Origin of the sequence: Mycobacterium sp. ITM-2016-00316 (genome assembly GCF_002968335.2) — a bacterium.
GTDB lineage: Bacteria > Actinomycetota > Actinomycetes > Mycobacteriales > Mycobacteriaceae > Mycobacterium.
Genome location: NZ_CP134398.1, coordinates 5,066,173 through 5,091,520 on the forward strand (window position 1 = coordinate 5,066,173; position 25,348 = coordinate 5,091,520).

General features: G+C 68.5%; 32 protein-coding genes. 20 read left to right on the plus strand and 12 right to left on the minus strand.

Going from position 1 to position 25,348, the window contains the following annotated elements; translation table 11 throughout:
• The first annotated feature begins 24 nt into the window (after window positions 1–24).
• The gene (locus C6A86_RS24450) at window positions 25–384 is read left to right on the plus strand and encodes an Rv2640c family ArsR-like transcriptional regulator (protein WP_105364838.1); all 360 of its coding nucleotides are present in this window, start codon (window positions 25–27) and stop codon (window positions 382–384) included.
• On the opposite strand, the gene mshD is transcribed toward C6A86_RS24450, so the two are convergent.
• On the minus strand, window positions 349–1,230 hold the full coding sequence (mshD, locus tag C6A86_RS24455) for a mycothiol synthase (protein WP_105364837.1): 882 nt from the start codon (window positions 1,228–1,230) through the stop codon (window positions 349–351). The genes C6A86_RS24450 and mshD overlap by 36 nt on opposite strands.
• A complete protein-coding gene (locus C6A86_RS24460; RefSeq protein ID WP_199196312.1) occupies window positions 1,227–2,030 on the minus strand; it encodes a response regulator transcription factor in 804 nt (267 codons plus the stop codon). Before C6A86_RS24460 ends, mshD begins: the two co-directional genes overlap by 4 nt.
• A gap of 164 nt (window positions 2,031–2,194) precedes the next feature.
• On the opposite strand from C6A86_RS24460, the gene lmeA reads away from it, so the two are divergent.
• From lmeA to C6A86_RS24495, 8 genes are all read left to right on the plus strand, one after another.
• On the plus strand, window positions 2,195–3,010 hold the full coding sequence (gene lmeA / locus C6A86_RS24465) for a mannan chain length control protein LmeA (RefSeq protein ID WP_105364835.1): 816 nt from the start codon (window positions 2,195–2,197) through the stop codon (window positions 3,008–3,010).
• Complete coding sequence (locus C6A86_RS24470) at window positions 3,007–3,429, plus strand: thioredoxin family protein (protein ID WP_105364834.1); 423 nt, start codon at window positions 3,007–3,009, stop codon at window positions 3,427–3,429. The genes lmeA and C6A86_RS24470 overlap by 4 nt, the downstream gene beginning before the upstream one ends.
• Window positions 3,429–3,548 carry an Ms5788A family Cys-rich leader peptide gene (locus C6A86_RS29225; protein ID WP_372513088.1) on the plus strand — a complete coding sequence of 40 codons (120 nt, stop codon included), beginning with the start codon at window positions 3,429–3,431 and terminating at the stop codon, window positions 3,546–3,548. Before C6A86_RS24470 ends, C6A86_RS29225 begins: the two co-directional genes overlap by 1 nt.
• Before the next feature lie 88 nt (window positions 3,549–3,636).
• Window positions 3,637–4,086 carry a DUF4395 domain-containing protein gene (locus C6A86_RS24475; protein WP_105364833.1) on the plus strand — a complete coding sequence of 150 codons (450 nt, stop codon included), beginning with the start codon at window positions 3,637–3,639 and terminating at the stop codon, window positions 4,084–4,086.
• A gap of 35 nt (window positions 4,087–4,121) precedes the next feature.
• A complete protein-coding gene (locus C6A86_RS24480) occupies window positions 4,122–4,955 on the plus strand; it encodes a sulfurtransferase (RefSeq protein WP_105364832.1) in 834 nt (277 codons plus the stop codon).
• A gap of 1 nt (window position 4,956) precedes the next feature.
• Window positions 4,957–5,259, plus strand: coding sequence for a DUF1416 domain-containing protein (locus tag C6A86_RS24485; RefSeq protein ID WP_087027293.1), 303 nt, complete (start codon window positions 4,957–4,959; stop codon window positions 5,257–5,259).
• A 180-nt stretch (window positions 5,260–5,439) separates the two neighbouring features.
• Window positions 5,440–6,096, plus strand: coding sequence for an FABP family protein (locus C6A86_RS24490; protein WP_105364831.1), 657 nt, complete (start codon window positions 5,440–5,442; stop codon window positions 6,094–6,096).
• A 94-nt stretch (window positions 6,097–6,190) separates the two neighbouring features.
• Window positions 6,191–6,508 (plus strand): hypothetical protein, encoded by a 318-nt coding sequence (locus C6A86_RS24495; protein ID WP_105364830.1) that lies wholly within the window; start codon window positions 6,191–6,193, stop codon window positions 6,506–6,508.
• Between the two features lie 264 nt (window positions 6,509–6,772).
• Here C6A86_RS24495 and C6A86_RS24500 read toward each other — a convergent pair whose 3' ends face one another.
• Window positions 6,773–7,573, minus strand: coding sequence for an aminodeoxychorismate lyase (locus C6A86_RS24500; RefSeq protein ID WP_105364829.1), 801 nt, complete (start codon window positions 7,571–7,573; stop codon window positions 6,773–6,775).
• Between the two features lie 31 nt (window positions 7,574–7,604).
• Between C6A86_RS24500 and C6A86_RS24505 the strand changes: the two genes are divergently transcribed.
• Both C6A86_RS24505 and C6A86_RS24510 read left to right on the plus strand, forming a co-directional pair.
• Window positions 7,605–8,684 (plus strand): folate-binding protein YgfZ, encoded by a 1,080-nt coding sequence (locus tag C6A86_RS24505; RefSeq protein WP_311100904.1) that lies wholly within the window; start codon window positions 7,605–7,607, stop codon window positions 8,682–8,684.
• A 132-nt stretch (window positions 8,685–8,816) separates the two neighbouring features.
• Window positions 8,817–8,999 carry a DUF3073 domain-containing protein gene (locus C6A86_RS24510; protein WP_105363494.1) on the plus strand — a complete coding sequence of 61 codons (183 nt, stop codon included), beginning with the start codon at window positions 8,817–8,819 and terminating at the stop codon, window positions 8,997–8,999.
• 28 nt (window positions 9,000–9,027) lie between these two features.
• Here the strand turns inward: C6A86_RS24510 and purM are convergent, their stop codons facing one another.
• Window positions 9,028–10,104: a phosphoribosylformylglycinamidine cyclo-ligase gene (purM, locus tag C6A86_RS24515; RefSeq protein ID WP_105363495.1), complete on the minus strand. Its 1,077-nt coding sequence runs from the start codon at window positions 10,102–10,104 to the stop codon at window positions 9,028–9,030.
• A gap of 139 nt (window positions 10,105–10,243) precedes the next feature.
• Between purM and C6A86_RS24520 the strand changes: the two genes are divergently transcribed.
• A complete protein-coding gene (locus C6A86_RS24520) occupies window positions 10,244–10,672 on the plus strand; it encodes a cupin domain-containing protein (RefSeq protein WP_105363496.1) in 429 nt (142 codons plus the stop codon).
• Window positions 10,673–10,753: 81 nt separating this feature from the next.
• The gene (locus C6A86_RS24525) at window positions 10,754–11,725 is read left to right on the plus strand and encodes an NAD(P)H-binding protein (RefSeq protein ID WP_396835391.1); all 972 of its coding nucleotides are present in this window, start codon (window positions 10,754–10,756) and stop codon (window positions 11,723–11,725) included.
• A gap of 27 nt (window positions 11,726–11,752) precedes the next feature.
• Here the strand turns inward: C6A86_RS24525 and purF are convergent, their stop codons facing one another.
• Window positions 11,753–13,303 carry an amidophosphoribosyltransferase gene (purF, locus tag C6A86_RS24530; RefSeq protein WP_105363498.1) on the minus strand — a complete coding sequence of 517 codons (1,551 nt, stop codon included), beginning with the start codon at window positions 13,301–13,303 and terminating at the stop codon, window positions 11,753–11,755.
• Window positions 13,304–13,462: 159 nt separating this feature from the next.
• On the opposite strand from purF, the gene C6A86_RS24535 reads away from it, so the two are divergent.
• Window positions 13,463–13,711 (plus strand): hypothetical protein, encoded by a 249-nt coding sequence (locus tag C6A86_RS24535; protein ID WP_311100905.1) that lies wholly within the window; start codon window positions 13,463–13,465, stop codon window positions 13,709–13,711.
• On the opposite strand, the gene C6A86_RS24540 is transcribed toward C6A86_RS24535, so the two are convergent.
• Complete coding sequence (locus C6A86_RS24540) at window positions 13,708–14,088, minus strand: sterol carrier family protein (protein ID WP_105363499.1); 381 nt, start codon at window positions 14,086–14,088, stop codon at window positions 13,708–13,710. The two genes, C6A86_RS24535 and C6A86_RS24540, sit on opposite strands and share 4 nt — an antisense overlap.
• A gap of 17 nt (window positions 14,089–14,105) precedes the next feature.
• Here C6A86_RS24540 and C6A86_RS24545 point away from each other — a divergent pair, with 17 nt between their 5' ends.
• On the plus strand, window positions 14,106–15,320 hold the full coding sequence (locus C6A86_RS24545; RefSeq protein WP_105363500.1) for an MCE family protein: 1,215 nt from the start codon (window positions 14,106–14,108) through the stop codon (window positions 15,318–15,320).
• A gap of 41 nt (window positions 15,321–15,361) precedes the next feature.
• Window positions 15,362–15,784, plus strand: coding sequence for a PPOX class F420-dependent oxidoreductase (locus C6A86_RS24550; protein WP_105363501.1), 423 nt, complete (start codon window positions 15,362–15,364; stop codon window positions 15,782–15,784).
• Here C6A86_RS24550 and C6A86_RS24555 read toward each other — a convergent pair.
• From C6A86_RS24555 to C6A86_RS24565, 3 genes are read right to left on the minus strand one after another with little or no spacing between them, the layout of a single operon-like run.
• Window positions 15,781–17,505: an alpha/beta-hydrolase family protein gene (locus tag C6A86_RS24555; protein ID WP_105363502.1), complete on the minus strand. Its 1,725-nt coding sequence runs from the start codon at window positions 17,503–17,505 to the stop codon at window positions 15,781–15,783. The genes C6A86_RS24550 and C6A86_RS24555 overlap by 4 nt on opposite strands.
• The gene (gene purL / locus C6A86_RS24560) at window positions 17,502–19,799 is read right to left on the minus strand and encodes a phosphoribosylformylglycinamidine synthase subunit PurL (RefSeq protein WP_105363503.1); all 2,298 of its coding nucleotides are present in this window, start codon (window positions 19,797–19,799) and stop codon (window positions 17,502–17,504) included. The genes C6A86_RS24555 and purL overlap by 4 nt, the downstream gene beginning before the upstream one ends.
• A gap of 37 nt (window positions 19,800–19,836) precedes the next feature.
• Window positions 19,837–20,184: a VOC family protein gene (locus C6A86_RS24565; RefSeq protein WP_105363504.1), complete on the minus strand. Its 348-nt coding sequence runs from the start codon at window positions 20,182–20,184 to the stop codon at window positions 19,837–19,839.
• 77 nt (window positions 20,185–20,261) lie between these two features.
• Here C6A86_RS24565 and C6A86_RS24570 point away from each other — a divergent pair, with 77 nt between their 5' ends.
• Entirely contained in the window at window positions 20,262–20,648 is a 387-nt protein-coding gene (locus C6A86_RS24570) for a nuclear transport factor 2 family protein (RefSeq protein ID WP_105363505.1), read from the plus strand.
• A gap of 13 nt (window positions 20,649–20,661) precedes the next feature.
• Window positions 20,662–21,267, plus strand: a complete 606-nt coding sequence (locus C6A86_RS24575; protein ID WP_233213013.1) for a hypothetical protein — start codon at window positions 20,662–20,664, stop codon at window positions 21,265–21,267.
• Here the strand turns inward: C6A86_RS24575 and C6A86_RS24580 are convergent.
• Entirely contained in the window at window positions 21,264–22,514 is a 1,251-nt protein-coding gene (locus tag C6A86_RS24580; RefSeq protein WP_105363506.1) for a M18 family aminopeptidase, read from the minus strand. The genes C6A86_RS24575 and C6A86_RS24580 overlap by 4 nt on opposite strands.
• A 50-nt stretch (window positions 22,515–22,564) precedes the next feature.
• Between C6A86_RS24580 and C6A86_RS24585 the strand changes: the two genes are divergently transcribed.
• Window positions 22,565–23,575, plus strand: coding sequence for a Dyp-type peroxidase (locus tag C6A86_RS24585; RefSeq protein ID WP_105363507.1), 1,011 nt, complete (start codon window positions 22,565–22,567; stop codon window positions 23,573–23,575).
• Window positions 23,572–24,369, plus strand: coding sequence for a family 1 encapsulin nanocompartment shell protein (locus C6A86_RS24590; RefSeq protein ID WP_105363508.1), 798 nt, complete (start codon window positions 23,572–23,574; stop codon window positions 24,367–24,369). Before C6A86_RS24585 ends, C6A86_RS24590 begins: the two co-directional genes overlap by 4 nt.
• A gap of 3 nt (window positions 24,370–24,372) precedes the next feature.
• Here the strand turns inward: C6A86_RS24590 and purQ are convergent, their stop codons facing one another.
• Window positions 24,373–25,047, minus strand: a complete 675-nt coding sequence (gene purQ, locus C6A86_RS24595; RefSeq protein ID WP_105363509.1) for a phosphoribosylformylglycinamidine synthase subunit PurQ — start codon at window positions 25,045–25,047, stop codon at window positions 24,373–24,375.
• Window positions 25,044–25,283 carry a phosphoribosylformylglycinamidine synthase subunit PurS gene (purS, locus tag C6A86_RS24600; RefSeq protein ID WP_057167889.1) on the minus strand — a complete coding sequence of 80 codons (240 nt, stop codon included), beginning with the start codon at window positions 25,281–25,283 and terminating at the stop codon, window positions 25,044–25,046. Before purS ends, purQ begins: the two co-directional genes overlap by 4 nt.
• Between the last annotated feature and the right edge of the window lie 65 nt (window positions 25,284–25,348).

Sequence of the window (25,348 nt, forward strand, 5' to 3'; positions counted from 1 at the left end):
AATGCCATGGGTACAGTTGACGTCATGCCGAAGTCACTACCGCTGGTCGACATGTCCGCGCCGGTGTGTTGCGCACCCGTGGCCGCGGGCCCGATGGGCGATCAGGCGGCGCTGGAGATCGCCCTGCGCCTGAAGGCTCTCGCCGACCCGGCGCGGGTCAAGCTGATGTCCCTACTGTTCAGCAGTTCGGCCGACGAGGAGAACAGCAGCGATCTCGCCCGCGCCCTCGGGCTCGCCGAGTCGACCGTCAGTCATCATCTCTCCCAGCTCCGGAAGGCGGGCTTGGTGGAGTCCCAGCGGCGCGGCATGAATGTGTTTCATACAGCCCGTCGCGACGCCGTCGCCGCGCTATGCGCGGTGCTCGATCCCCACTGCTGCACCTGAGCTGCCGGCATAGGCGACATCGGCGCTGTAGACGACAAACCCCAGCCGCCGATAGGTTTTCACCGCGGCGGTGTTGTCGCCCTCCACGTACAGCGTGACATCGGCCTCGGGGCCCAGTCGCGCGGCGAGATGATGCAGCCCCAGCAACGTCAACTCGGCACCGAGGCCGCGTCCCTGCGCGTCGGGGTCCACGCCGACGACGTACACCTCGCCGAGATCCCGGGAATGGACCTTCGTCCAGTGAAAACCCAACAGCCGCGGCCCTTCAAAGGCCAGGAACAGTCCGGCGGGATCGAACCACGGTTCGGCGCGGCGCTCGTCGATGTCGGCCTCGGTCCAGCCCCCCTGCTCGGGATGCCAGGAGAAGGCCGCGTTGTTGACCCGCAACAACTCGGTGTCGTCGTCGCGTCCGGCATAGGTGCGGATCTCGTGCGTCCCAGCGACGGGTGGAAGGTCGTTGAGCGCTCGCCGCATCTGCAGTAGCTCCCGGACCGGGAGCAGCCCCAGCGCGGAGGCCAGGCCCCGGGCGGCCGGTAGATCTCCGTGCGCCCAGATCCGGGTCTGCGGCCCGCCTTCGGCGAGCCCGGTGCGAACCAACTCGGTTCCGATACCGCGGCGCCGGGCGTCGGGATGGACCACGGCCTCGGCCATGCCCGGCGCGAGGTTCAGATAGCCGAGCACCGTGTCACCGTCGCGAGCGAGCAGGTGCCGGGTGTCGTCGCGGCCCAGCTCACGCAGTACCTGATCACCGACCGGGGCGACGCCGTCGCGTGCGGTCGCCGACGTGACGATGTCGGTGATCGCGGCCCTATCCTCGGTGGACAGCCCGGTGCGCCATTCGATCACTGGCTGTGCAGCGGGCCGAACGAACCTGCGGCCGAACCGAAGTCGGATTCGCCAAGGTCCCCGTCGAGCTCGCCGTCGTAGTCGTCGGCGTCATCGAGATCATCGGCCGCCGGGGCCGGCGTGCGCCCACGCGCCGGCCGAACCGCTTTGTACCCGACGTTGCGGACGGTCCCGATCAACGATTCGTACTCGGGCCCGAGCTTGGCACGCAGCCGTCGCACGTGCACGTCGACGGTGCGGGTGCCGCCGAAGAAGTCGTACCCCCAGACCTCCTGCAGCAGCTGGGCCCGGGTGAACACCCGGCCCGCGTGCTGGGCCAGGTACTTGAGGAGTTCGAACTCCTTGTAGGTGAGATCGAGCGGGCGCCCGCGCAGCCGCGCGGTGTAGGTGCCCTCGTCGATGACGAGCTCGCCGAGCGTCACCTTGCCCACGCTCTCCTGGTCGGCGACCCCGCCGCGACGACCGACCAACAGCCGCAGCCGCGCGTCGATCTCGGCGGGCCCGGTACCGGGCAGCAGGATCTCGTCGAGTCCCCATTCCACGTTGACGGCGACCAGGCCGCCTTCATTCACCACAGCCACCACGGGGATCGAGGTCCCGGTGGTGCCCAACAGGCGACACAGGCCACGCGCGGCGGCCAGGTCGGTGCGCGCGTCGACGATCGCAATGTCGGCCGTTCCGGCTTCGAGCAGGGAGGATACTTCGGTCGGTGCCGTCCGTACGTTGTGCGCCAGCAGCGACAGCGAAGGCAGCACAGTGTCCGGGTGCGGGTCAACGGTCAGAAGTAGTAGTTCCAAAATGTCCTCCTGAGTCCTGGATCATCCCCGGGACATCGGTGTCGGAGGTCATCTTCCAGATTCATGGTTGACACGTGGCCGTTACGACCGACGATCGCATCACGATACCGTGCTACCTGCTGGTTAGCAGACCGGAACCGGTAGGTGTCCGCCCGGCGCCCCGGTGGGTGCGACAGAATGTGGCGGTGCGCAAGCTGCTGACCGGTGTCCTCGCCACGATCCTGGCGGTGGTTCTCGGCGCCGTCGGAACCGATTTCGGCGCGGCCATCTACGCCGAATACCGGCTGGCCCGCAGCGTGCGCACCGCCGCGCAGCTGCACTTCGACCCGTGGGCCAGCATCCTGGGATTCCCGTTCATCACCCAGGCACGCGCGCATCGCTACCGCGAGATCGAGATCCGCGCCAACGGCGTGCCGCACCCGGTGACCGGCAAGGTGTCGCTGGAGGCGACGCTGCACTCGATCGACCTGGTGGACTCGACCTGGCTGATCGGCCCGGACGCCACGCTGCCGGTCGGCGTCGCCGAGGCCCGGATCATCATCGACTCGACGCACGTCGGAAAGTTCATGGGCATCAAGGACCTGTTGGTCGAGGCACCCACCCGGGAGACCGAGGACGGCCTCAAGGGCGTCACCGAGTCGGGCATCTCCAGCGGCAAGGATCTGGTGTTCACCGGCACCCCGACGGCCGCGGACCTGGACGAGCGGGTCAGCGTCGCGGTCGACCTGACGGTCGCCGATCCCGACGGCAGCACGCTGGTCCTGACCGCAACCGGGGTGCTGACCGGCCCCGGCACCGCGGACGAGGCGGTACCCGAGGACAAGACCGCCGCCGTGCTGAAGGCGTTCAGTACCCGCATCCCGGGTCAGCGGTTGCCGTTCGGCCTGACGCCCACGACGGCGGGCGCCCGCGGATCCGACATCATCGTCGAGGGCATCACGGAGGGATTGACCGTGCGACTGGACGAGTTCAGACAGTCATGAACACCTCGCTGACGCTCGTCATCGTGATCGTGATCGCGGTGCTCGGCATCGGGTACCTGGTGGGCAAGATGATCACGCTGCGGTCGGGGATGATGCGGGCTGCGGCCGAGGCCTCCGATATCGACACCAGCGGACTCGGCCTGTCCACCACCGGACCGACCATCCTGCATTTCACCGCGACGTGGTGCGGCCCGTGTGCGGCGGTGCGCCGAGTCGTCGACCAGGTGTGTGCCGACCTTCCGGCGGTGGCCCATGTCGAGATCGATATGGACGAGAATCCCGAAGCTGCGCGCAGGCTTTCGGTGTTGTCCCTGCCGACCACTGTCATCTTCGGCGGCGACGGGCGGCCGCGGTACCGGACCACCGGCGTCCCGAAAGCCGCTGACCTGCGCTCGGCGCTCGAACCGCTATTGGCTTGATGCCGGTCCCTACGGGTATTGTGTGCGTCGTGACCGCCCGTCTTGAGCTGCTGCTCACCAAACGCCGCGCAGTTGATCTGTGCCGCACCGCGGGTTGTTGCTGTTGTTGTAGCTGCTGATAGCCGCGCCCTCATCTTGGTGCGCCGCTTTCACCCGGCGCCTTCGTGGTCTGCCAGCCCAGCCCAGCCAAGCAACAGGAGCATTCACATGTCAGTCGATACCGACCAGGTGGACGTCCGCGGACCCCGGTTCGTCGCCTGGATCACCACGGCCGTCCTGATCGTCACCCTGCTCGTCTCGGCGGTGAGCGTGCCCGCCTCCGCCACCATCCTGGGTCTGCAGACGGTGGTTTTCGCCATCGGTGCCGCACGGGGTCCACGGCGACACCCCTACGGCGCGGTGTTCGCCACGTTCATCGCACCGCGGCTGGGCCCGGTCACCGAGCGCGAACCGGTCGCTCCACTGCAGTTCGCGCAGCTGGTCGGATTCGTCTTCGGAGCCGTCGGCACCGCCGGCTTCGCGCTGAACGTTGCGCCGGCCGGCCTGATCGCCACCGGCTTCGCACTGTTCGCCGCATTTCTCAACGCGGCCTTCGGCATCTGCCTGGGCTGCCAGATCTACCCGCTCGTCGCGCGGTTCCGCCGCGTTCCCGCCTGACCTTCACGCACCACACAACCGAAAGGAACCACTTCATGGCACGCTCCGACGTCCTGGTCTCCACCGACTGGGCCGAGAGCAATCTCGACGCACCGAAAACGGTCTTCGTCGAGGTCGACGAGGACACGTCCGCCTACGAGGGCGGTCACATCCAGGGCGCCGTGCGCCTGGATTGGAAGACCGAGCTGCAGGATCAGGTGAAGCGCGACTTCGTCGACCAGCAGCAGTTCTCGAAGCTGTTGTCCGACAAGGGCATCGCCAATGACGACACCGTCATCCTGTACGGCGGCAACAACAACTGGTTCGCCGCCTACGCCTACTGGTACTTCAAGCTGTACGGGCACGAGGACGTCAAGCTGCTCGACGGCGGACGCAAGAAGTGGGAGCTCGACGGGCGCCCCCTGGTGACAGAAGTCGCGGCCCGTACTGCTACTTCGTACAGTGCCGCAGCTCCCAACAACGACATCCGCGCCTTCCGCGACGAGGTCATCGCCGCGATCGGTGAGAAGAACCTGGTCGACGTCCGCTCCCCCGACGAGTTCTCCGGCAAGATCCTGGCCCCGGCGCATCTGCCGCAGGAGCAGAGCCAGCGCGCCGGCCACATCCCCACCGCCATCAGCGTGCCGTGGAGCAAGGCGGCCAACGAGGACGGCACCTTCAAGTCCGACGAAGACCTGGCCAAGCTGTACGCCGAGGCCGGTCTGGACGGCGACAAGCTGACCATCGCCTACTGCCGCATCGGTGAGCGTTCCTCGCACACCTGGTTCGTGCTGCAGGAGCTGCTGGGTCATAAGAACGTCAAGAACTACGACGGTAGTTGGACGGAATACGGCTCCCTCGTGGGTGCCCCGATCGAGTTGGGAAGTTGATATGTGCTCTGCACCGAAGCAAGGACTGACGTTGCCCGCCGGCGTCGACCTGGAGAAGGAAACGGTCATCACCGGCCGTGTCGTGGACGGCTCCGGCCAGGCCGTAGGCGGTGCGTTCGTGCGCCTGCTGGACGGCTCCGACGAATTCACCGCGGAGGTCGTCGCGTCGGCCACCGGTGACTTCCGGTTCTTCGCCGCCCCCGGCAACTGGACGCTGCGTGCGCTGTCCCCCGCCGGCAACGGCGATGCCAGCATCGCCCCCACCGGTGCCGGCATCCACGAGATCGACGTCAAGGTCGCCTAGGCCAAGGGCACTCAATCACTCCACCGGTCACCGCGCTCGGGCCTCGACTCGAGCGCGGTGACCTCTGGCGGTTAGGATCTTTTCCGTGGTGTTGTTCTTCGAATTCCTTCTCGTGGTGGCCGTCGTCGTCATCACCTGGTTTGCGCTGTACGCCGTCTATCGGCTCGTCACCGACGAGGGGTGAGCTCCGACAGCGACGCAGTCGTTCCCGGCTCGGGTGACCGGGCGGTCGCCTCTGCGCTGGAGCGGGCCAAGATCACCGCGGCCCGCAACATCCCCGCCTTCGACGACCTGCCGATCGCCGCGGACACCGCGAATCTGCGCGCGGGCGCCGACCTGCATCCCGCCCTGCTGGCCCTGTTGCCGCTCGTCGGCGTGTGGCGCGGTGAGGGCGAGGGCCACGATGCCGACGGTGACTACCGCTTCGGACAGCAGATCATCGTCTCCCACGACGGCGGCGACTACCTGAACTGGGATTCCCGGTCCTGGCGGTTGACCGAGGGCGGAGACTTCCAGGCACCCGACCTCCGCGAGACCGGATATTGGCGGTTCGTCAACGACCCGTCCGATCTCGACGAAACCCAGGCCATCGAGCTGCTGCTCGCCCATTCGGCGGGCTTCGTCGAACTGTTCTACGGCAGCCCCCTCAACCAGGCGTCCTGGGAGCTGGCCACCGACGCCCTGGCCCGCAGCAAGTCCGGCGCGCTCGTCGGCGGCGCCAAACGGCTCTACGGGATCGTCGAGGGCGGTGACCTCGCCTATGTCGAGGAGCGGGTGGACGCCGACGGCGGCCTGGTGCCGCACCTGTCGGCTCGGCTGGTCCGCTTCATCGGCTGACCGTCAAGACATAGCCGGCACCAAGCTCGCTGCCATCTGCCGCCCAGATTGCCTCCTTAACGTCGATCGCACCTGATCCGTAGAGGAGGAGAACATGACCAAGTCATCGCTGCGCACCGCCGTCCTCGGCGTTGCCGGGGCGGCGTTGTTGGCCGCGGCGGTGGCGTGCTCGTCGGAGGCCGCCGCGGCCCCCGATCACGCCGCGTTCGAGCAGTGCCTGTCCGACCACGGCGTGCCCGCACCACCCGACGGCGCACCGCCGGGCCCCGGTGGTCAGCCGGACGGTCCGCCGCCATCCGGGTCGCCCGGAAATGGCGGGACACCGCCGGCCCCACCGGGAATCGATCAGAGCACCTGGGACGGCGCCATGCAGGCCTGCCGATCGCTGGCGCCCGCGCCGCCGACCCGCTGACCGGCCCCGGACACGGAGCAGCCCCCGAGCCGTTGTTCTTGGTTGGACCAACCAAGGGCTCGGGGGCCGGGTGGCTGCTTGGAATTCGCCAGCGCTCGCAGGATGCACGATGCGCATGTGCGAAAGAGCCAAGAGCTCCGTCACACTCCTGGTGCTGCTAGCTAGCAGCCACCTCACTTGTCCGTATGTCACTCAATTTCTCGGACCACCTCCTCTCCTGTGTACGAGCGACCGTACTCCCGAAACCGTGACCCGACAACCGATTTAGCGCGACACCGCGAGGTCCACCAGACGGGCCAGCTCGCCGGCGGCCGGCGCCGGCGGCAGCGCCACCCCGTCGAGGGTGTGCACACGCGCGCCGAGCGTCACCGCTGAGAGTAGCCAAACCCCCTCGGCGGCAAGGAGATCCGCCACACACAGCGGCCGGTAGGCGCTGCGCGGCGCGATCTCGAACAGCGCGGCGACCGTGGTGCCGGCCAGGATCGGCAGCGTCGGCGGCGGGCTCAGCAGAATTTCGCTCTCCGCGATCACCACCGAGGAGCGCGGCCCCTCCAGCACCCACCCGTCGTGGTCGACGAAAATCGCGTCGCCGGCGCCGCGGCGCGCCGCCTCGCGCAGCGCAGCGACATTGAGCGCATAGGACAACGATTTCGCGCCCGTCAGCGCACCGCGCGGACCGGGGTCCAGCGTCACCGCAGCCAGCCCGCCCCGGCGGGCCGCGACGGCGCGGGCCGGCACCGCAGATACGGTCACGAACGACGCCCCCCGCCCGTGCACCAGCCGCAGCACACCGTCCGCGGATCGGCCCCACTGCACGGCCGCGATATCCACCGCCGCACGCCAGCGGTCCGGGTCCGGCCCGGGCAGCCCGGTGACCGACGCGGAGTGCTCCAGACGCGCCAGATGGGCGTCCAGCAGACACGGACGACCGGCGCGCAGCAGCATGGTCTCGAAGACACCGTCGCCTCGGGTCAGCACCGGATCGGCGGCCCGTATCAGCGGGGCCGCGGGCCCATGCCGGACGCCGTCGAGATCCACCACCACATCCGCGGATCGGGCAGTCATGGCCCGAGCGTAACCGCCGTAAGGTGGCGGTATGTCTGCAGTTCCCGCACCTGAAACCGGACCCGACGCCGGCGCCGTCTGGCATTTCGGCGACCCGTTCGGCGAACAACGCGCCGCCCAGCGCGCCGCCGTCGTGGTGGACCGCTCGCACCGCGCGGTTCTGCAACTGACCGGCCCGGAGCGCCGCAGCTGGTTGCACACCATCTCCAGCCAGCACGTCAGTGACCTGCCCGACGGGGCTGTCGCACAGAATCTGAGCCTGGACGGGCAAGGTCGTGTCGAAGATCACTGGATCCAGACCGAGCTCGACGGAGTCACCGTGCTGGACACCGAACCGTGGCGCGGCGAGCCGCTGCTGGCCTTCCTGCGCAAGATGATCTTTTGGGCCGATGTCACCGTCGACCCCGCCGACGTGGCGGTGCTCTCACTGCTGGGCCCCGGTCTGTCCGGGCCCGACGTGCTGAGCGCTCTCGGGGTCGAGGCGCTGCCGGCCCCGTGGACCGCGGTACCGCTGCCCGCGGGCGGATTCCTGCGCGGCACCCACCCCGGCGAATACGACCTGCTGGTGCCGCGGACCTCCAAGGGCGACTGGATCGCCGCGCTGACCGCCGCGGGCGTCACCAGGGCCGGCGTGTGGGCCTACGAGGCGCACCGGGTGGCCGCCATCCGCCCGCGCCTGGGCGTTGACACCGACGAGCGCACCATTCCGCACGAGATCGGCTGGATCGGCGGCCCCGGTGTGGGTGCAGTGCACCTGGACAAGGGCTGCTATCGCGGCCAGGAGACCGTCGCGCGCGTCCACAATCTCGGGAAACCGCCCCGCATGCTGGTGCTCGTGCACCTGGACGGGTCCGCGGACCGTCCGGTGACCGGCGATCCGCTGCTGGCCGGAGGCCGCGCGGTGGGGCGGCTGGGCTCCGTCGTCGACCACGTCGATGACGGTCCGATCGCCTTGGCGCTGGTGAAACGAGCCCTGCCCGCCGGCACCGAACTGACCACCGGTGGCGAGTCGGCGGTGGCGGCGGTGATCGACGCGGACTCGGTCCCGGACGTCGACGGCGTCGGTGCGGGACGGCTGGCGGTGGAGCGCCTGCGCAGCGGAGGGCGGTGAGAACCGCGGCAAGGAAGGGCCTACCAGCGGCCCGGCGCGGGGCACGGTAAAGTGTTGGCAGGACAATTAGACACACACAGATCGGAGCCGCCTGCATGTCGGGCCGCTCCGTTATTGCGCGAGGGGGTCCCAATGGGCCGCGGCCGAGCTAAGGCAAAGCAGACCAAGGTTGCTCGTGACCTGAAATACAACACGCCGGAGACTGATTTCGAGCGGCTTCAGCGCGAGCTGTCCAACAGCAGCGCCGCCGACGATTTCAACACCAGCGACGGTCCCTCCGACCGCTACGCCGACGAGGACGACTGGCGGCGCTGACCGCCCGGCGGCCCGCCGCGCGTTCTTCTCAGAACCGCGGATGCTGCCCGACGAGCTGAGCTCGCACCCCATCCTTGGTGCCCTTTGCGACGGTTCCGACCGTCCAGCAGGCCAGGTGGCGTGCGGTGAGAATCGCCAACGCGCGGTCGGTGTCCTCCGGCGCGACGATGGCGACCATGCCGACGCCCATGTTGAACGTCTTCTCCATCTCGGCGCGCTCGATGCGCCCGCGCTGGGCGATCATGCCGAAGACGGGTGCCGGGGTCCAGGTGCCGCGATCCACCTCGGCCACCAGGCCGGGCGGGATGATGCGTTCCAGGTTGCCCGCGAAACCGCCACCGGTGACGTGGCAGAAGGTACGCACATGCGTCTCGGCGGCCAGCGCCAGGCAGTCCTTGGCGTAGATGTAGGTCGGCTCGAGCAGTTCTTCACCGAGCGTGCGACCGAACTCCTCGACATGACCCGAGAGGTCCATCCGGTCGATCTCCAGCAGCACCTTGCGGGCCAGCGAGTAACCGTTGGAATGCAGACCGGTCGAGGCCATCGCGATGATCACGTCGCCGGGCTTGACCCGCTCCGGGCCCAACAGGTTGTCGGCCTCCACGACACCGACGCCGGTGGCCGAGATGTCGTAGTGGTCGGGCTCCATCAGCCCGGGATGCTCGGCGGTCTCGCCGCCCAGCAGGGCGCACCCGGCGAGCACGCAGCCGTCGGCGATGCCTGAGACGATCGCGGCGACCCGTTCCGGCACGGTGCGGCCGACGGCGATGTAGTCCTGCAGGAACAGCGGCTCGGCGCCACACACCACCAGGTCATCGACCACCATCGCGACCAGGTCCAGGCCGACGGTGTCGTGCTTGTCCATCGCCTGGGCGATGGCCAGCTTGGTGCCGACGCCGTCGGTCGAGGACGCCAGCAGCGGCTCTCGATAGCCATCTCGCAGGGCGAACAGCCCGGCGAACCCGCCGAGGCCACCACGGACCTCGGGCCGGGTGGCCTTCTTGGCAAGGGGTTTGAACAGCTCGACGGCGCGATCGCCCGCCTCGATATCCACTCCGGCGGTTGCATACGAGATGCCGTGTTGTTCGGCGCGGCCTTTACCCATGGTCACCGGCTCGCCAGTCGAAGCTCGCTCATCGCGCCCAAGGTTACCGGTCGCACCCCACGCACCGCATGGGCGGTGACCTCAACGCTTTCTCCCGAGTGCCGCCGCGGGCGCTCACACTGTGACACCGTGACCGTTCATGACAGCAATTCGCTCCTTGGCGCCGGCCGCCGTCGCCTGCGCGGCACTGTTCCCGGCGCCGGCCGCGTCCGCGACACCCAGCGTCGGCGTCGAGGCGCGGATCTTGGCCCAATCCACCTCGGACGGTCAGGACTTCATCACCAAGGAGCTCACCATCGCCCCCGGCGGGAGCACCGGCTGGCATTGGCATCCGGGCCAGGTGTACGGCGTGATCCGGGCCGGCACGCTGACCCACTACGGGGCTAACTGCGAAATCGACGGCGTCTATCCGACCGGCGGCGCGATCACCGAGCAGAGCGGTCCCGGGTACGTCCACCTCGGCCGCAACCTCGGTCCCGATCCGCTGGTGATGTGGGTCGGCTATATCGATCCGGCGGGTTCTGCGCAGGCCAACCCGGTCCCCAACCCGGGTTGCCCGTTTGAGTGAGCCGCACCCGGGTATCCAGATCCGCGTCGGCTCCGAATACCTCATGAGACGCCGTCGTGAATCGGAGGACCCGTGCCGGATATGAACCCACGCTGCCTGGTGACCGGCGCGACAGGCTACATCGGCGGGAACCTGGTGCCGATGCTGCTGGAACGCGGCTACCCGGTGCGTGCGCTGGCCCGCACCCCCGCGAAGCTGGACGACCGTCCCTGGCGGGACCGCATCGAGGTGGCCCGCGGCGACCTCGGTGACCCCGACTCGTTGACCGCAGCCTTCGACGGCATCGATGTCATCTACTACCTGGTGCACTCGATGGGCACCTCGAAGGACTTTGTCGCCGAGGAAGAGCGCTCGGCACGCAATGTGGTGACCGCGGCCAAGAGCGCCGGCGTGCGCCGCATCGTGTATCTCAGCGGTCTGCATCCCGAGGGCACCGAGCTATCGCGTCATCTCAAGTCGCGCGCACTGGTCGGGCAGATCCTCATCGAATCGGGTATCGAGACCGTGGTGCTGCAGGCGGGCATCGTGATCGGGTCGGGTTCGGCCTCGTTCGAGATGATCCGTCACCTCACCGACCGGCTGCCCGCGATGACGACCCCCAAATGGGTGCACAACAAGATCCAGCCGATTTCGGTCGCCGATGCGCTGCACTACCTCGCGGAGGCCGCGACGGCACCGGTGCCGTCGTCGCGGACCTGGGATATCGGTGGCCCCGATGTGATGGAGTACGGCGACGCGATGCAGGGTTACGCCGACATCGCGGGCCTGCGCCCGCGCGTGATCGTGGTGCTGCCGTTCCTGACCCCGACGATCGCGAGCTGGTGGGTGGGTCTGGTCACGCCGATCCCGTCGGGTCTGGCCCGGCCACTGGTCGAATCACTGGAATGCGATGCGGTGATGCACGAGCACGATATCGACTCGGTGATCGCGCCACCGGCCGGCGGTCTGACCGGGTATCGGGACGCGGTCCGGGAGGCGCTGGCCCAGGACGGCACGGGAACCCGGGGCGGCAAACGCCATCTGCTGCGGTTCAGCCCGGCGGCGCCGGAGTAAGTCAGGGTCGCCGCGACGGCGGTGCCGTCAGGGTCGCCGGAGCGCGTCGGCGTTGTCGCCGCCGGCCTTGACCGATTCCAGCGGGATGCCGTTGCGGGCCGCATTGGCCAGCATGTGCTCGATGACGTTCTTGCCCAGCGCGGTCTCGCCGGGCAGCTCGATCGGGTAGTTGCCGTCGAAGCATGCCGAACACAGCCGGGTGGCCGGCTGTTCGGTCGCCGCGACCATGCCGTGGTGGCTGATGTACCCGAGGGTGTCCGCGCCGATCGCGCGCCGCACGCCTTCGAGCATTTCGTCCTCGTCGGCGGAGTTGCTCGCCGCGTTGGCAATCAATTCAGCCGGGGTGGCGAAATCGATACCGTAAAAGCAGGGCCACTTCACCGGCGGGGACGCGATCCGCACATGCACCTCGAGCGCACCCGCCTCGCGCAGCATCCGGATGAGAGCCCGTTGGGTGTTGCCCCGCACGATCGAGTCGTCGACCACGATCAGCCGTTTGCCGCGGATGACTTCCTTGAGCGGGTTCAGCTTCAGCCGGATACCCAGCTGACGGATGGTCTGCGAGGGCTGGATGAAGGTGCGGCCGACGTAGGCGTTCTTCATCAGCCCCTGGCCGTAGGGGATGCCCGAACCCTGCGCATACCCGACCGCGGCCGGTATCCCCGACTCCGGGACACCGATCACCAGGTCGGCCTCGACCGGATTCTCGGCGGCCAGCCGGCGTCCGATGTCGACGCGGGTGGCGTGCACGGAACGACCGCCGATGATGCTGTCGGGCCGGGCCAGGTAGACGTACTCGAAGACGCAGCCCTTGGGGGTGGGATTGGCGAACCGGGTGGAGCGCACGCCGTCGGCGTCGATGGCCAACAGCTCGCCGGGCTCGATATCGCGGACGAACGAGGCGCCGACGATGTCCAGGGCCGCGGTCTCGGAGGCGACCACCCAGCCGCGGTCCAGCCGGCCGAGCGACAGCGGGCGCACGCCGTGCGGATCGCGGGCGGCGTAGAGGGTGTTCTCGTCCATGAAGGTCAGGCAGAACGCGCCACGCACGGTGGGCAGCAGTTCCAGTGCGGCCTGCTCCAGCGTGGAATCGGCGGCGCCGTGCGCCAGCAGCGCGCCCAGGATGTCGGAGTCGGTGGTGGCTGCCGGGACGCCGCGGGTCTCGATCAGCCCGGCCTCGCGGGCCCGGGTGGCCAGTTCGGCGGTGTTCACCAGATTGCCGTTGTGGCCCAACGCCACCCCGGTTCCTGCGGCGGTGTTCCGGAAGACCGGCTGGGCGTTCTCCCACGTGGTCGAGCCGGTGGTGGAGTAGCGACAGTGCCCGACCGCGACATGGCCGTGCATGGCGGCCAGTGTCTGCTCGTCGAATACCTGGCTGACCAGACCGAGGTCCTTGAACACCAGCACCTGGGAGCCGTCGGCGACGGCGATGCCGGCCGCCTCCTGGCCACGGTGCTGCAGCGCATAAAGGCCGTAATAGGTGAGCTTGGCCACATCCTCGCCCGGGGCCCAGACGCCGAAGACGCCGCATTCCTCTTTTGGCTCGTTCTCTTCCGGCACGACAGGCTCGAAGGTCACGATGGCTGCTCCCTGGGGGCTGTGGGTGACGTGGCCCAGTCTACGGTCATCCGGCCCGAATAACTCAACCGGACGCCGGTTTTCGTCGTCACCTGAGCCAACCGCGGAGCCAGGGGTCTACATTCCCACCGACTACCGTGGGGTGACGTGTGGCATCCAGTGACGCGCGTCGCATTCCGATTCTGCTTCCTGTACTTCGGGTTGTTCTGTCTGTGGTTCGCCCAGATCACCTACGCGTTCGCCGGCATCCTGGCCCTCTGGCTGCCCGCGGGCGCGGTGATGTGGCAGATGCTGCTGACCGCGCCGGGACACACCGTCAGCATGGCGCTGCGCGAGGTCGACCTGTCGAGCTTCACGCTGCGCAACCGTGGGTTCCACTGGGTGCAGGAGTATCCGTACTTCCGTTAGGAATCCAGCGTCAGCAGCGGCATCCAGTGGGCGATCTCGGCAGCGCGTGAACCCGACAGGTGCAGCGCCGGCGCGTCGACGCCGATCAGCCCGGTGACCAGCAACAGCCAGGTGCGAGGATCGGTTTCCACGACATTGGGGGGTGTGCCCCGGGTGTGCCGGGGCCCTTCGATGCACTGCACCGCCACAAACGGCGGGACCCGGACCTCGACGCTCGCGCCCGGTGCCATCGCGGCCAGTGTGCGCGCGGTGAGGCGCACCGCGGCGGCCAGCTCGTCGCGCGCCGGTGCCGGCGCGGACTCGTCGCGCAACCACTGCGCCACCGCGAGCACCGCGGCGCGTGTCTCTGCCGGATCCGCAGTGCGACGGGCCACCATCGGTTTAGTGTCGCAAAGTGGCTGTCGTCGACCGTGCGGCACCGCCGTACAAGACGGTCGGCGCCATCGCCCTGATCCTGCTGGTCGTCGGCGCCACGCTGATCTGGGGGCAGTTCCGGGGCGAGTTCCGGTCGCGTAGCGATCTGTCGCTGATATCGCCGCGGGCCGGGCTGGTCGTCGACCCGGGATCCAAGGTGACGCTCAACGGTGTCGAGATCGGCCGGGTCGGTGATATCGCGGCGACCAGCATCGCGGGCAGTCCGCATGCGCGGCTGACGCTGCAGATCGACCCGAGATATCTTCACCTCATCCCGGCGAACGTGAGTGCCGACATCAACGCCAGCACCGTGTTCGGCAACAAGTACATCGCGCTGCGCTCACCGGAAAACCCCTCCCCGCAACGGATGACGGCCGGCAATGAGATCACGGCGACCTGGGTGAGCACCGAGTTCAACACCCTGTTCGAGACCATCATGGCGATCTCGGAGCGCGTCGACCCGGTGCAGCTGAACCAGACCCTGACCGCGGCGGCGCAGGCGCTCGGCGGGATGGGCACCAAGTTCGGTGAGTCACTGAGCGACGGCAACGCGATCCTGGGACGCCTCAACGCCCAGATGCCACAGTTCCGACGTGATCTGCGCGGCCTGACCGCACTGGCCGATACCTACGCCGACGCCACACCCGATCTGTTCGACGGGCTCGCTGCGGCGTCGCTGACCGCAGGCACGCTGCACGATCAGCGCGCCGCGGTCGACGACGCCCTGATGGCGGCCATCGGATTCAGCGGCACCGCCGGTGACATCCTGGACCGGGGCGGGCCGTATCTGGTCCGCGGCGCGCAGGATCTGATCCCCACCTCGACACTGTTCGACTACTACAGCCCGCAACTGTTCTGCACCATCCGCAACTACCACGACGCCGCCCCGTTGATGGCCGAGGTGTTCGGCGGTGACAACGGGTACTCGCTGGCCTCGGCGGGCACGATCTTCGGCATGGGCGTGCCCAATACCTATGTGTTCCCGGACAATCTGCCGCGAGTGAACGCCCGCGGCGGGCCGGGCGGGCGACCGGGGTGCTGGCAGAAGATCACCCGCGAGCTTTGGCCTGCACCGTATCTGGTGATGGACACCGGTTTGTCGATCGCGCCCTACAACCACTTCGAGCTGGGCCAGCCGATCTTCACCGAGTATGTATGGGGTCGCCAGATCGGTGCGCCCACCATCAATCCCTGAGCCCTTGACCTCAACGCATATTGAGGTTCTACGGTGGCGACATGTCCATGAAACCGCACGAGATCGATTTCCTGAACCGGACCGATCTCGGCCGCCTCGCGACCGTACAACGCAACGGCACACCCCAGAACAGTCCGGTCGGATTCAGCTACAACGCCGATCTGGGCACCATCGACATCGCCGGGTACCGCATGTCGGCCAGTCAGAAGTGGCGCAACATCGCGCACCACCCGAAAGTGGCGTTCGTGGTGGACGACATCGCCTCCCGCGATCCGTGGCGGGTGCGCTGCGTGGAGATCCGGGGCACCGCCGAGCAGGCCTGGACGCAACCCGCTGCCGGGCGGGCCGGCGACCAGCTCGACGCCGGCATCATCAGGATCACACCCACCCGCATCATCAGCTTCGGGATCGACGACCCGGACACCGATCCGCACGAGCTGGTAGCCGACATCCGAGACGTCTAGGTCTCCGGGCCGTCCACGCCCGCCTTGTCATCCAGGTCGTGGCGGATGCGCTCGGTGTCGGCCGGCGTCCACCCGTCCGGTGCGGCGATGGCCACCAGACCGTCGAGCACGGTGTCGGAGTAGTTGTGCCCGTGACCCTCCGGCACCCCCGCCGCATTCGTCATATCTGCGCTGACCTGCCAGAAAGTCACGATCGGGTACCAGCGCATCGACGCGGTGCGGTCCGCTCCAGGCGGCTCCCGCAGCCAATCCGGCCGGGAGAACAGCAGATTCGGCGACCACCAGACGATGGGGTCGGAGGCGTGCTGCAGGAACAGCACCCGGGTCCCGCTCCACGGCGGAGCGGCGACCCGCTGCACATCGGCCGGGTCGGCCGCCTGCGAGAAGCGCACCGTGCTGCCGTTGTCATAGCGCGGCTCGACCTCCGGGGTGCCCGGGTCGCGGCGCAGCACCAGCCCGCTCCACAACGAACTCTCGTGCGGCGGACCGACCCACAGCACCCCCGAGAAGTCCATCTCGGCGATATCGGGTAACCAGCCGAATGCGCCCTGGCCGGCGTAGGAGCCCAGGCTCTCGCCGTACAGCACCAGTTTCGGCCGGTCGTTCTCCGGCAGCTCCGTCCACCGCCGGTGGATACCGTCGATCATCATCCGGGCCGACTCGACGGACTTCTGCCGGTCGCCGAGGAACGAAATCCAGCTGGGCAGATACGAATACTGCATGCCGACCAGTGCGGTGTCGCCGTTGTACATGGACTCGACGGCACGCGCGGCGACCGGGTTTACCCAACCCGTGCCGGTCGTCGGGATGATGACGAGCAATTCGCGCTCGTAGGCCCCGGTGCGTTCCAGCTCGCTGAGCAGTACCGCCATTCGGCTCTCATCGGTGTCGGCGGTCTGCAGCCCGGCGTACACCCGGATCGGCTCCAGCGCGGGCGCACCGTTGAGCCGGGTGAGCTCAGCGGCGCGCGGCCCGCCCGCCACGAAGTTGCGCCCCTGAAAACCGAGCGAATCCCAGGACGCGAATGATGTTGGACTACCGGACTTCTCGGGCTCCATCGGCTGGACGATGCCGGCCATGCTGGTGGAGTTCTGCGGCTGGAAGACCTGGCTGGCACCCAGCAGGAACCCGCGGTACAGCACGCCGTTGACCGTCATCACGAACAGCACCGCGATGATCGCGGTACCGATGAAAAAGGCGACCTCGCTGTGCAGCCGCCACCGGCGGATCAGCAGGCGGGCGATGAGCTTCACCAGATCGGCCAGCACACGCCAGACGCCGATGCAGGCCGCACCGACCAGGACGGCCAGCAGCACCGTCCGCAGGTAGCCCAGTGTCGCCGGACCCTCGATGCCCATCAGCGCGGATACCTGGCGCTGCCACCGGGCGGCCGGGATCACGATGAGAACGGGCACCGTCAGCGCGCCCGCCACCACCACGACCTTGGCCACCCGCAACGTCGATGTGCTCGGCGGCCACCAGGATCGGTCCCGTAACACGAAGCGGTGCAGCACTTTCCGAATCAACACGCCAATTCCGTAGCCGATGGCGGCGTTGATACCGCCGATCAGCCCGGCGAACAGCCAGTCCCTGGGCAGCAGCGACGGGGTAAGCGACAGACAGAAGAACAATGCGCCGACGGGTATGCCGACGAAATCGAGTCGGACCAGACTCCAGGCCCACACCAGTAGTGGGTGCCGGAATGTGGTCCGGTCAATCACCCGAACAGCCCGGGCAGTACGCCCTCGGAGGTGGCCCGCAGTTCGGCGAGCGTCACGGTGAACTGGCCCTGCACCTCGATCGACTGGCTACCCTCGTCGGACACGCCGATGCGGGACACCGGCAGGCTACGCGCCTCGCACATGGCCCGGAACCGGCTCTCCTCGGTACGCGGTACCGCGACCAGGACGCGGCCCGCCGACTCGGAGAACAGGTAGACGAACGGGTCCACGCCTTCGGGCAGCACCACGCGACTGCCGGTCTCCCCCGCCAGAGATGCCTCGATGACGGCCTGGATGAGCCCGCCCTCGCTCAGATCATGTGCGGCCGAGACCAATCCGTCCCGCGAAGCCGCGGTCAGCACCTCGGCCAGCAACTTCTCGCGCGCCAGGTCGACCTGCGGTGGCACGCCACCGAGGTGATCACCGGTCACCTGCGCCCAGATCGAGCCGTCGAACTCGTCGCGGGTGTCACCGAGCAGCAGCAACGTCTCGCCGGGTTCGTTGCCGAGTCCGGTCGGGATGCGGCGGGTGACATCGTCGATGACGCCCAGCACACCCACCACCGGGGTGGGCAGGATCGGCGTACTGCCGGTCTGGTTGTAGAAGCTGACGTTGCCGCCGGTCACCGGAATCCCCAGCGCCGCACAACCGTCGGCGAGCCCGCGGACCGCCTGGGAGAACTGCCACATGACACCCGGATCCTCCGGCGAGCCGAAGTTCAGGCAGTTGGTGACCGCGACGGGGGTGGCGCCGGTGACGGCGACATTGCGGTAGGCCTCGGCCAGCGCCAGCTGGGCACCGGCGTAGGGATCGAGCTGGGTGTAGCGCCCGGACGCGTCCGTCGAGATCGCGACGCCACGGCCGGTGGTCTCGTCGATGCGCAGCACGCCCCCGTCGGCATGCTCGGCGAGCACGGTGTTGCCGCGCACGTAGCGGTCGTACTGTTCGGTGATGAACGCCCGGCTGCACAGGTGGGGGCTGCCCAGCAGCGCAAGCACGGTCGCCTTGAGCTCGTCGCCGGTGGCCGGCCGGGGCAGCTTGGCCGAGGTGTCCGCGATCAGCGCGTCCTGGGTGTCCGGCCGCGCGACGGGCCGCTGATAGACCGGGCCCTCGTGGGCCACGGTGCGCGGCGGCACGTCCACGACTGTCTCACCGTGCCAGGTGATCTCGAGGCGGTCACCGTCGGTGACCTCTCCGATGACACTGGCCAGCACATCCCACTTGCGGCAGACGGCCATGAACTTGTCCACGTTCTCCGGTGTCACCACCGCGCACATGCGCTCCTGCGATTCCGAGGACAGGATCTCGGCCGGGGTCATGTCGGCGGCGCGCTGGGGTACCGCTTCCAGTTCCACCCGCATGCCGCCGTCACCGGCGGATGCCAGTTCCGATGTGGCACAGGACAGTCCGGCTCCCCCGAGATCCTGGATGCCGACCACCAGGTCGGCGGCGTAGAGCTCCAGGCAGCACTCGATGAGCACCTTCTCCATGAACGGGTCACCGACCTGCACCGCGGGCAGCTTCTTGCGCCCCGGGCCGGATCCCTCGTCACCGCCGAAGGTCTCGCTGGCCAGCACGCTCACGCCGCCGATGCCGTCCAGGCCGGTACGGGCGCCGAACAGGATGATCTTGTTGCCGGTACCGGACGCGAAGGCCAGGTGCAGGTCCTCCTTGCGGAGCACACCGACGCACAGCGCGTTCACCAGCGGGTTACCCGCGTAGGAGGCGTCGAAGACGGTCTCCCCGCCGATGTTGGGCAGGCCCAGCGAGTTGCCGTAACCGCCGATGCCGCGGACCACGCCGTCGAGCACGCGCCGCGTGTCGGGGGCGTCGGCGGCGCCGAAGCGCAGCTGGTCCATCACCGCGACCGGGCGGGCGCCCATCGCCATGATGTCGCGGACGATGCCACCGACACCGGTCGCCGCGCCCTGATACGGCTCCACGTAGGACGGGTGGTTGTGGGACTCGACCTTGAAGGTGACCGCCCAGCCGTCGCCGATGTCCACCACGCCGGCGTTCTCACCGATACCGGCCAGCATCCCGGCCCGCATCTCGTCGGTGGTCGTCTCACCGAAGTAGCGCAGGTGCACCTTGGAGGACTTGTAGGAGCAGTGCTCGCTCCACATCACCGAGTACATGGCCAGTTCGGCATCGGTGGGGCGCCGACCCAGGATCTCGCGGATGCGCTGGTACTCGTCATCCTTGAGACCCAGCTCACGGAAGGGCTGAGGTTGGTCGGGGGTGGCGGCTGCCCGCTCGACGGTATCGGTCTGTGCAGTGGGCTCCAGCGTCACGCGAACAGTCTAGTGAAGCGGGCAAACCGAGCCGAAGTTAGCCGCCGGAGACGCAGAAGGCGTTGCCTTCCGGGTCGGCCAGCACCACCCACTGGAACTCGTCGCCGAAGCTGTTTCGCCCGGTCTCGGTCGCGCCGAGTGCGACCAGCCGGGCAACCTCGGCCTCCTTGTCCGCGGAATGGAAGTCCAAGTGAACCTTGTTCTTCCCCGGTGTCGGGTCGGGTACCCGCTGGAAGCCCAGCGCGGGCCGCCCCTCGCTGGCGACCATGACGAATTCGCCTGGCGCCACTGCGTTCACGTCGCCGCCGGCCGCCTTGGACCACCAGTCGGCGAGGCCGTCGGGATCCACACAATCGAACGTGATCATCTCCACACTCAATGCCATGGCCCAACCCTAGGACAGGGCACCGACTACCTCCCGGGTAATTGAGGATTCGTCCCCGCCCCCACAGGCTGTCGGGTATGACACAGACACCCACCGCACCGAAGTTCACCGCCGACACCTGGGCGGCGTTCTGGGCCGCGCCCGATCCCGCCCGGGTGGCCGGGCTGCTGGCCGAGGACATCGTCGGGCACTGGCCCGATGACCCGTCGCCGGTCCGTGGGCGCACCGCCTACGTCGGCAAGATCGCCGAACTGGTGGCCGCCGTCCCGGACCTGCGGCTGACGCTGGTGGACAGCGCGACGGTCCCGGGCCCCGCCGCGGGCGAGGAGCTGGTGTTCCTGCACTACACCGGGGCCGGGACGACCGCATCCGGCCCGATCACGATCCGCGGGATGGACCGGGTGCGCACCCGGGACGGGATCGTGGTGGAGAACGTCATCCGCTACGGCGATTCGGAGATCTAGGCACAATCGACATGTGCGCACCCGACGTGTCTTCAGCGGCCATATCGCCGGCTTCGGTACCGATGCGGGTATCCGGATGGTGGTCGGCGTGTGGCAGTCCTCTCCGTTCGGGGCCTTCGCCGATGTGATGGTCCAGACCGCCGACGATCGGCGGCTGTTGGTCGCACCCACCACCGAGGTCGCCGAGTTCGTCTCGGCCACTTATGCATTCGACGACGTCCGGGTCGGCGCGGTCACCGCGGAGCTGGCGGCCGATCGGCTCACCGTCACCGCGGCGGACCTCGACGTCACCGCGGAGCTGGGCGGCCCGGCGCGGTTCGACCGGCTGCTGCGCCTGGTTCCCGGTCCGCTGGCGAGCGCGCCCTGGTGGCTGCGGGTCATCAATCCGGTCGCCGGGCTGCTGGTGCCGGGGGTGCACACCGCAGGCACCGCGGGCGGCGGGCGACGCGAGTACTACGGGGTGCGACGCGCGCGGCGCATCGCTGCACTGTCCGGGCAGTTCGGCGCGGTGCCGCTGGGCGGGCTGGCCGACCTGGATCCACCGGTGCGGTTCGGCTTCTCCTCGGCCCCCACCGACCCGCAGCTGGTGGCGGTCACCACCACCATCGATGTGCCCTAAGCCGGAGCGAGGAAGGCCGCCAGCGCCGCCGAGTAGGCCGCCACATCGGCCGCGCCCATGACCTCGCGCGCCGAGTGCATGGCCAGCTGCGCGGCGCCGATATCGACGGTCGGGATACCGGTGCCCGCCGCGGTCATCGGGCCGATGGTGGACCCGCACGGCAAATCGGCGCGATGCTCATAGCGCTGCAGCGGCACACCGGCCTGCCGGCAGGCCAGGGCGAACGCCGCCGCCGTCCGGCCGTCGGTGGCGTAACGCAGATTCGGCTGCACCTTGAGCACCGGCCCACCGTTCACCGCGATCTGATGGCCGGGCTCATGCCGCTCCGGATAGTTGGGATGGGTGGCGTGCGCCATGTCCCCCGACGCCACCATCGACTCGGACAGCCTGCGCAGGAAGTCCTCCCGCCCACCCCCGGCGGCCAGGGTGATGCGCTCCAGCACCGTCAGCAGCAGATCGGACTGGGCGCCGTGATCGGACTGCGAGCCGACCTCCTCGTGGTCGAACAGCGCCAGCACCGGCACGAACGCGGTGGCGGGTGCGGCCAGCAGCGCTTCCAGCCCGGCGTAACAGGTGGCCTGGTTGTCCAGCCGGGGTGCGCTGACGAAATCCCCGTCGGCCCCGGTGATCGCCGATGCGGTGAGGTCATGGGTCATCAGGTCGAAGCCGAGCACCTCGGACTCGTCGACCCCGGCCCGTTCGGCGACGTATCCCAGGAAGGACCGCCGATCCCCGACGCCCCACACCGCGTTGACGTGGCGCTGCGGGTCGAGGCTGACGCCCTTGCGGTCCTCGGACAGGTGGATCGCCAGCTGCGGGACCCGCAGGATCGGGTCGTCGACCCGGACCAGCAGGTGCTCGACCGAGTCCGAGGAGACCACCGAGAGCCGGCCGCTGATCCCGAGATCGCGGTCCAGCCAGGAGTTCAGCCACGCTCCGCCGTAGGGCTGCAGCGCCACCACCTGCCAGCCGGCGATCACCCGATCCGGGTGCTGTTTGACCCGCAGGTTCGGGCTGTCGGTGTGCGCGCCGACGATCCGGAACGGCACCTCCGCGGTGGTGGAGTCCCAGGCGACCAGCGAACCGGCGCGGACGGTGAAGAACCTGCCGGCAGCGGGCCAGGCGTCCGCCTCGGACAGTTCGCGGTATCCCGCGGCCGTCAGCCGCTGCGCCGCGGTGGCGCACACGTGGTACGGCGACGGCGACGCGTCGATGAACTCACACAGACCCTGGGGGCTAGCTGCCATCTTTGTATCTTGACCCGCGCGGCGAAGGCCGGTGGCGCTAGGGTCGCTTTGTGCCGGATCCGCTGCCGCAACAGATAGTCGATCCGCTGACGTCGGCGGCCATCTTTCTGGTCGCCACGATCGATGACGGCGGCGAGCAGACCGTCCACGACGCGCTACCCGAGATCTCGGGCATGGTCGGCGCCATCGGATTCCGCGACCCGAGCAAGAAGCTGTCGGTGGTGACATCGATCGGCTCGCAGGCCTGGGACAGTTTGTTCGCCGGGCCCCGGCCGGCCGGCCTGCATCCGTTCATCCCGCTGGACGGGCCGCGCCATCACGCACCGGCCACCGCGGGAGATCTGCTGTGGCACATCCGCGCCGAGACGATGGATGTCTGCTTCGAACTCGCAGGCCGGCTCATGGAGGCGATGGCCGATGCGGTGACGGTCGTCGACGAGGTGCACGGCTTCAATTATTTCGACAACCGCGATCTGCTCGGTTTCGTCGACGGCACCGAGAACCCCACCGGGGCGACCGCCGACAATGCCACCGTGATCGGCGCCGAGGATCCCGATTTCGCGGGCGGGTGCTACGTGCACGTTCAGCGCTACGTGCATGACATGTCGGCCTGGCGGGCCCTGTCGGTCGACGAGCAGCAGAACGTGATCGGGCGCACCAAGTTCGACGATATCGAGATGGACGACGACGTGAAGCCGGCCAATTCGCACATCGCGCTGAACGTCATCACCGACGAGGACGGCAACGAGTTGAAGATCGTGCGCCGCAACATGCCCTACGGCACCGTCGGCAAGGGCGAGTACGGCACCTACTTCATCGGTTATTCGCGCACACCGGCGGTCACCGAGCGGATGCTGACCAACATGTTCATCGGCGACCCGCCCGGTAACACCGACCGGATCCTGGATTTCTCCACCGCCGTCACCGGCGGGATGTTCTTCGTCCCCACCGTCGATTTCCTGGATGACCCGCCGCCCCTTCCGATCCCGGAAGCCCCGGCCGAAGCCAAGGCGTCGGATTACTCGCTTGCGATCGGCAGCCTGAAAGGAACCCCGCAATGAACAACCTGTACCGCGACCTCGCCCCCATCACCGAGGTGGCCTGGGCCGAGATCGAGCAGGAGGCCACCCGGACCTTCAAACGTCATATCGCGGGCCGCCGGGTGGTCGACGTCAGCGAGCCCGGTGGCTCGGTGACCGCCGCCGTGAGCACCGGACACCTGCGCGATGTCGATTCACCCGGCGACGGGGTCATCGCGCATCTGCGGGAGTCCAAGCCGTTGGTGCGGTTGCGGGTGCCGTTCAGCGTGCGCCGCCGCGACGTCGACGATGTGGAGCGCGGTTCGCAGGACTCGGACTGGGATCCGGTCAAGGACGCCGCCAAGAAGCTGGCGTTCGCCGAGGACCGCGCGATCTTCGAGGGCTACCCGGCGGCCTCGATCGAGGGCATCCGCACGTCGAGTTCGTGCCCCAATCTCGCGCTGCCCGCCGATCCGCGGGAGATGCCCGACATCATCAGCCAGGCGCTCTCGGAGCTGCGGCTCGCCGGTGTCGACGGGCCCTACAGCGTGCTGCTCTCCGCCGACGTGTACACACAGGTCAGCGAGACCACCGTCAACGGCTATCCGATCCGCGAGCATCTCAACCGGCTGGTGGACGGCGAGATCATCTGGGCGCCGGCCATCGACGGCGCGTTCGTGTTGTCCACCCGCGGAGGCGATTTCGATCTGCAGCTGGGCACCGACGTGTGCATCGGCTACCTGTCCCACGATGCCGACAGCATCCAGCTGTACCTGCAGGAGACCTTCACGTTCCTGTCCTACACCGCGGAGGCCTCGGTCTCGCTGAACCGCTGAGGTTTACGCGGTCAGCACCGCATCCAGCGCGGAGTAGAACAGGCCGAGCCCGTCATCGGAGGGGCCGGTGAGCGGTTCGGTGGCGTGCTCGGGGTGCGGCATCAGCCCGACCACCCGGCCGTTGGCCGAGCTCACGCCGGCGATACCGCGCATGGAACCGTTCAGGTTGTCGCGGTAGCGGAAGACCACCCGGCCCTCGCCCTCGAGCTCGTCGAGCACCGACTCGGCGGCCACGTAGCGGCCCTCGCCGGACTTCAGCGGCACCAGCAGATCCGCACCCGTGTCGTAGCGCGTGGTCCAGGCGGTCGAATTCGAGGCGACCGCCAGCCACACGTCGCGGCAGATGAAGTGCAGCCCGGCGTTGCGGGTCAGCGCACCCGGCAGCAGCCCGGCCTCACACAGCACCTGAAAACCGTTGCAGATCCCCAACACCGGCAGGCCGCGACCGGCGGCTTCCACGACCGAACCCATCACGGGGGCGAACTTGGCGATCGCGCCGCAGCGCAGATAGTCGCCGTAGGAGAACCCGCCGGGCACCACCACCGCGTCGACACCCTTGAGGTCGGCATCGCCGTGCCACAGGCTGACGGCCTCCCCACCGGCGAGGCGCACCGCCCGCGCGGCGTCGACATCGTCGAGGGTGCCGGGGAAGGTGATGACCCCTATTTTGCCGGTCACGAATTCTCCCGACTTACCGAGAACTCCTCGATGACGGTGTTGGCCAGCAGCGATTCGGCGATCTCGTTGAGTGCCTCATCGGACACCGAATCGTCGACCTCGAGTTCAAACCGCTTGCCCTGACGGACATCCGCGACACCACCATGGCCGAGACGGCCCAGCGCGCCGACGATCGCCTGCCCCTGCGGGTCGAGGATCTCAGCCTTGGGCATCACGTGCACTACGACGCGGGCCACGTGGACTCCTTCGTTTCGGACCGGTCTTGGTCGGTCATAACTCTACCGGCGACGTCTCGGGCCAC

Excerpts from the sequence above, each read along its gene's own strand:
- C6A86_RS24450 (WP_105364838.1), top strand. The coding sequence starts at position 25 with ATGCCGAAGTCACTACCGCTGGTCGACATGTCCGCGCCGGTGTGTTGC.
- C6A86_RS24470 (WP_105364834.1), top strand. The coding sequence starts at position 3,007 with ATGAACACCTCGCTGACGCTCGTCATCGTGATCGTGATCGCGGTGCTC.
- C6A86_RS29225 (WP_372513088.1), top strand. The coding sequence starts at position 3,429 with ATGCCGGTCCCTACGGGTATTGTGTGCGTCGTGACCGCCCGTCTTGAG.
- C6A86_RS24475 (WP_105364833.1), top strand. The coding sequence starts at position 3,637 with ATGTCAGTCGATACCGACCAGGTGGACGTCCGCGGACCCCGGTTCGTC.
- C6A86_RS24480 (WP_105364832.1), top strand. The coding sequence starts at position 4,122 with ATGGCACGCTCCGACGTCCTGGTCTCCACCGACTGGGCCGAGAGCAAT.
- C6A86_RS24485 (WP_087027293.1), top strand. The coding sequence starts at position 4,957 with ATGTGCTCTGCACCGAAGCAAGGACTGACGTTGCCCGCCGGCGTCGAC.
- C6A86_RS24495 (WP_105364830.1), top strand. The coding sequence starts at position 6,191 with ATGACCAAGTCATCGCTGCGCACCGCCGTCCTCGGCGTTGCCGGGGCG.
- C6A86_RS24500 (WP_105364829.1), bottom strand. The coding sequence starts at position 7,573 with ATGACTGCCCGATCCGCGGATGTGGTGGTGGATCTCGACGGCGTCCGG.
- C6A86_RS24505 (WP_311100904.1), top strand. The coding sequence starts at position 7,605 with ATGTCTGCAGTTCCCGCACCTGAAACCGGACCCGACGCCGGCGCCGTC.
- C6A86_RS24510 (WP_105363494.1), top strand. The coding sequence starts at position 8,817 with ATGGGCCGCGGCCGAGCTAAGGCAAAGCAGACCAAGGTTGCTCGTGAC.
- purM (WP_105363495.1), bottom strand. The coding sequence starts at position 10,104 with ATGGGTAAAGGCCGCGCCGAACAACACGGCATCTCGTATGCAACCGCC.
- C6A86_RS24520 (WP_105363496.1), top strand. The coding sequence starts at position 10,244 with ATGACAGCAATTCGCTCCTTGGCGCCGGCCGCCGTCGCCTGCGCGGCA.
- C6A86_RS24525 (WP_396835391.1), top strand. The coding sequence starts at position 10,754 with ATGAACCCACGCTGCCTGGTGACCGGCGCGACAGGCTACATCGGCGGG.
- C6A86_RS24540 (WP_105363499.1), bottom strand. The coding sequence starts at position 14,088 with ATGGTGGCCCGTCGCACTGCGGATCCGGCAGAGACACGCGCCGCGGTG.
- C6A86_RS24550 (WP_105363501.1), top strand. The coding sequence starts at position 15,362 with ATGTCCATGAAACCGCACGAGATCGATTTCCTGAACCGGACCGATCTC.
- C6A86_RS24565 (WP_105363504.1), bottom strand. The coding sequence starts at position 20,184 with ATGGCATTGAGTGTGGAGATGATCACGTTCGATTGTGTGGATCCCGAC.
- C6A86_RS24570 (WP_105363505.1), top strand. The coding sequence starts at position 20,262 with ATGACACAGACACCCACCGCACCGAAGTTCACCGCCGACACCTGGGCG.
- C6A86_RS24580 (WP_105363506.1), bottom strand. The coding sequence starts at position 22,514 with ATGGCAGCTAGCCCCCAGGGTCTGTGTGAGTTCATCGACGCGTCGCCG.
- C6A86_RS24590 (WP_105363508.1), top strand. The coding sequence starts at position 23,572 with ATGAACAACCTGTACCGCGACCTCGCCCCCATCACCGAGGTGGCCTGG.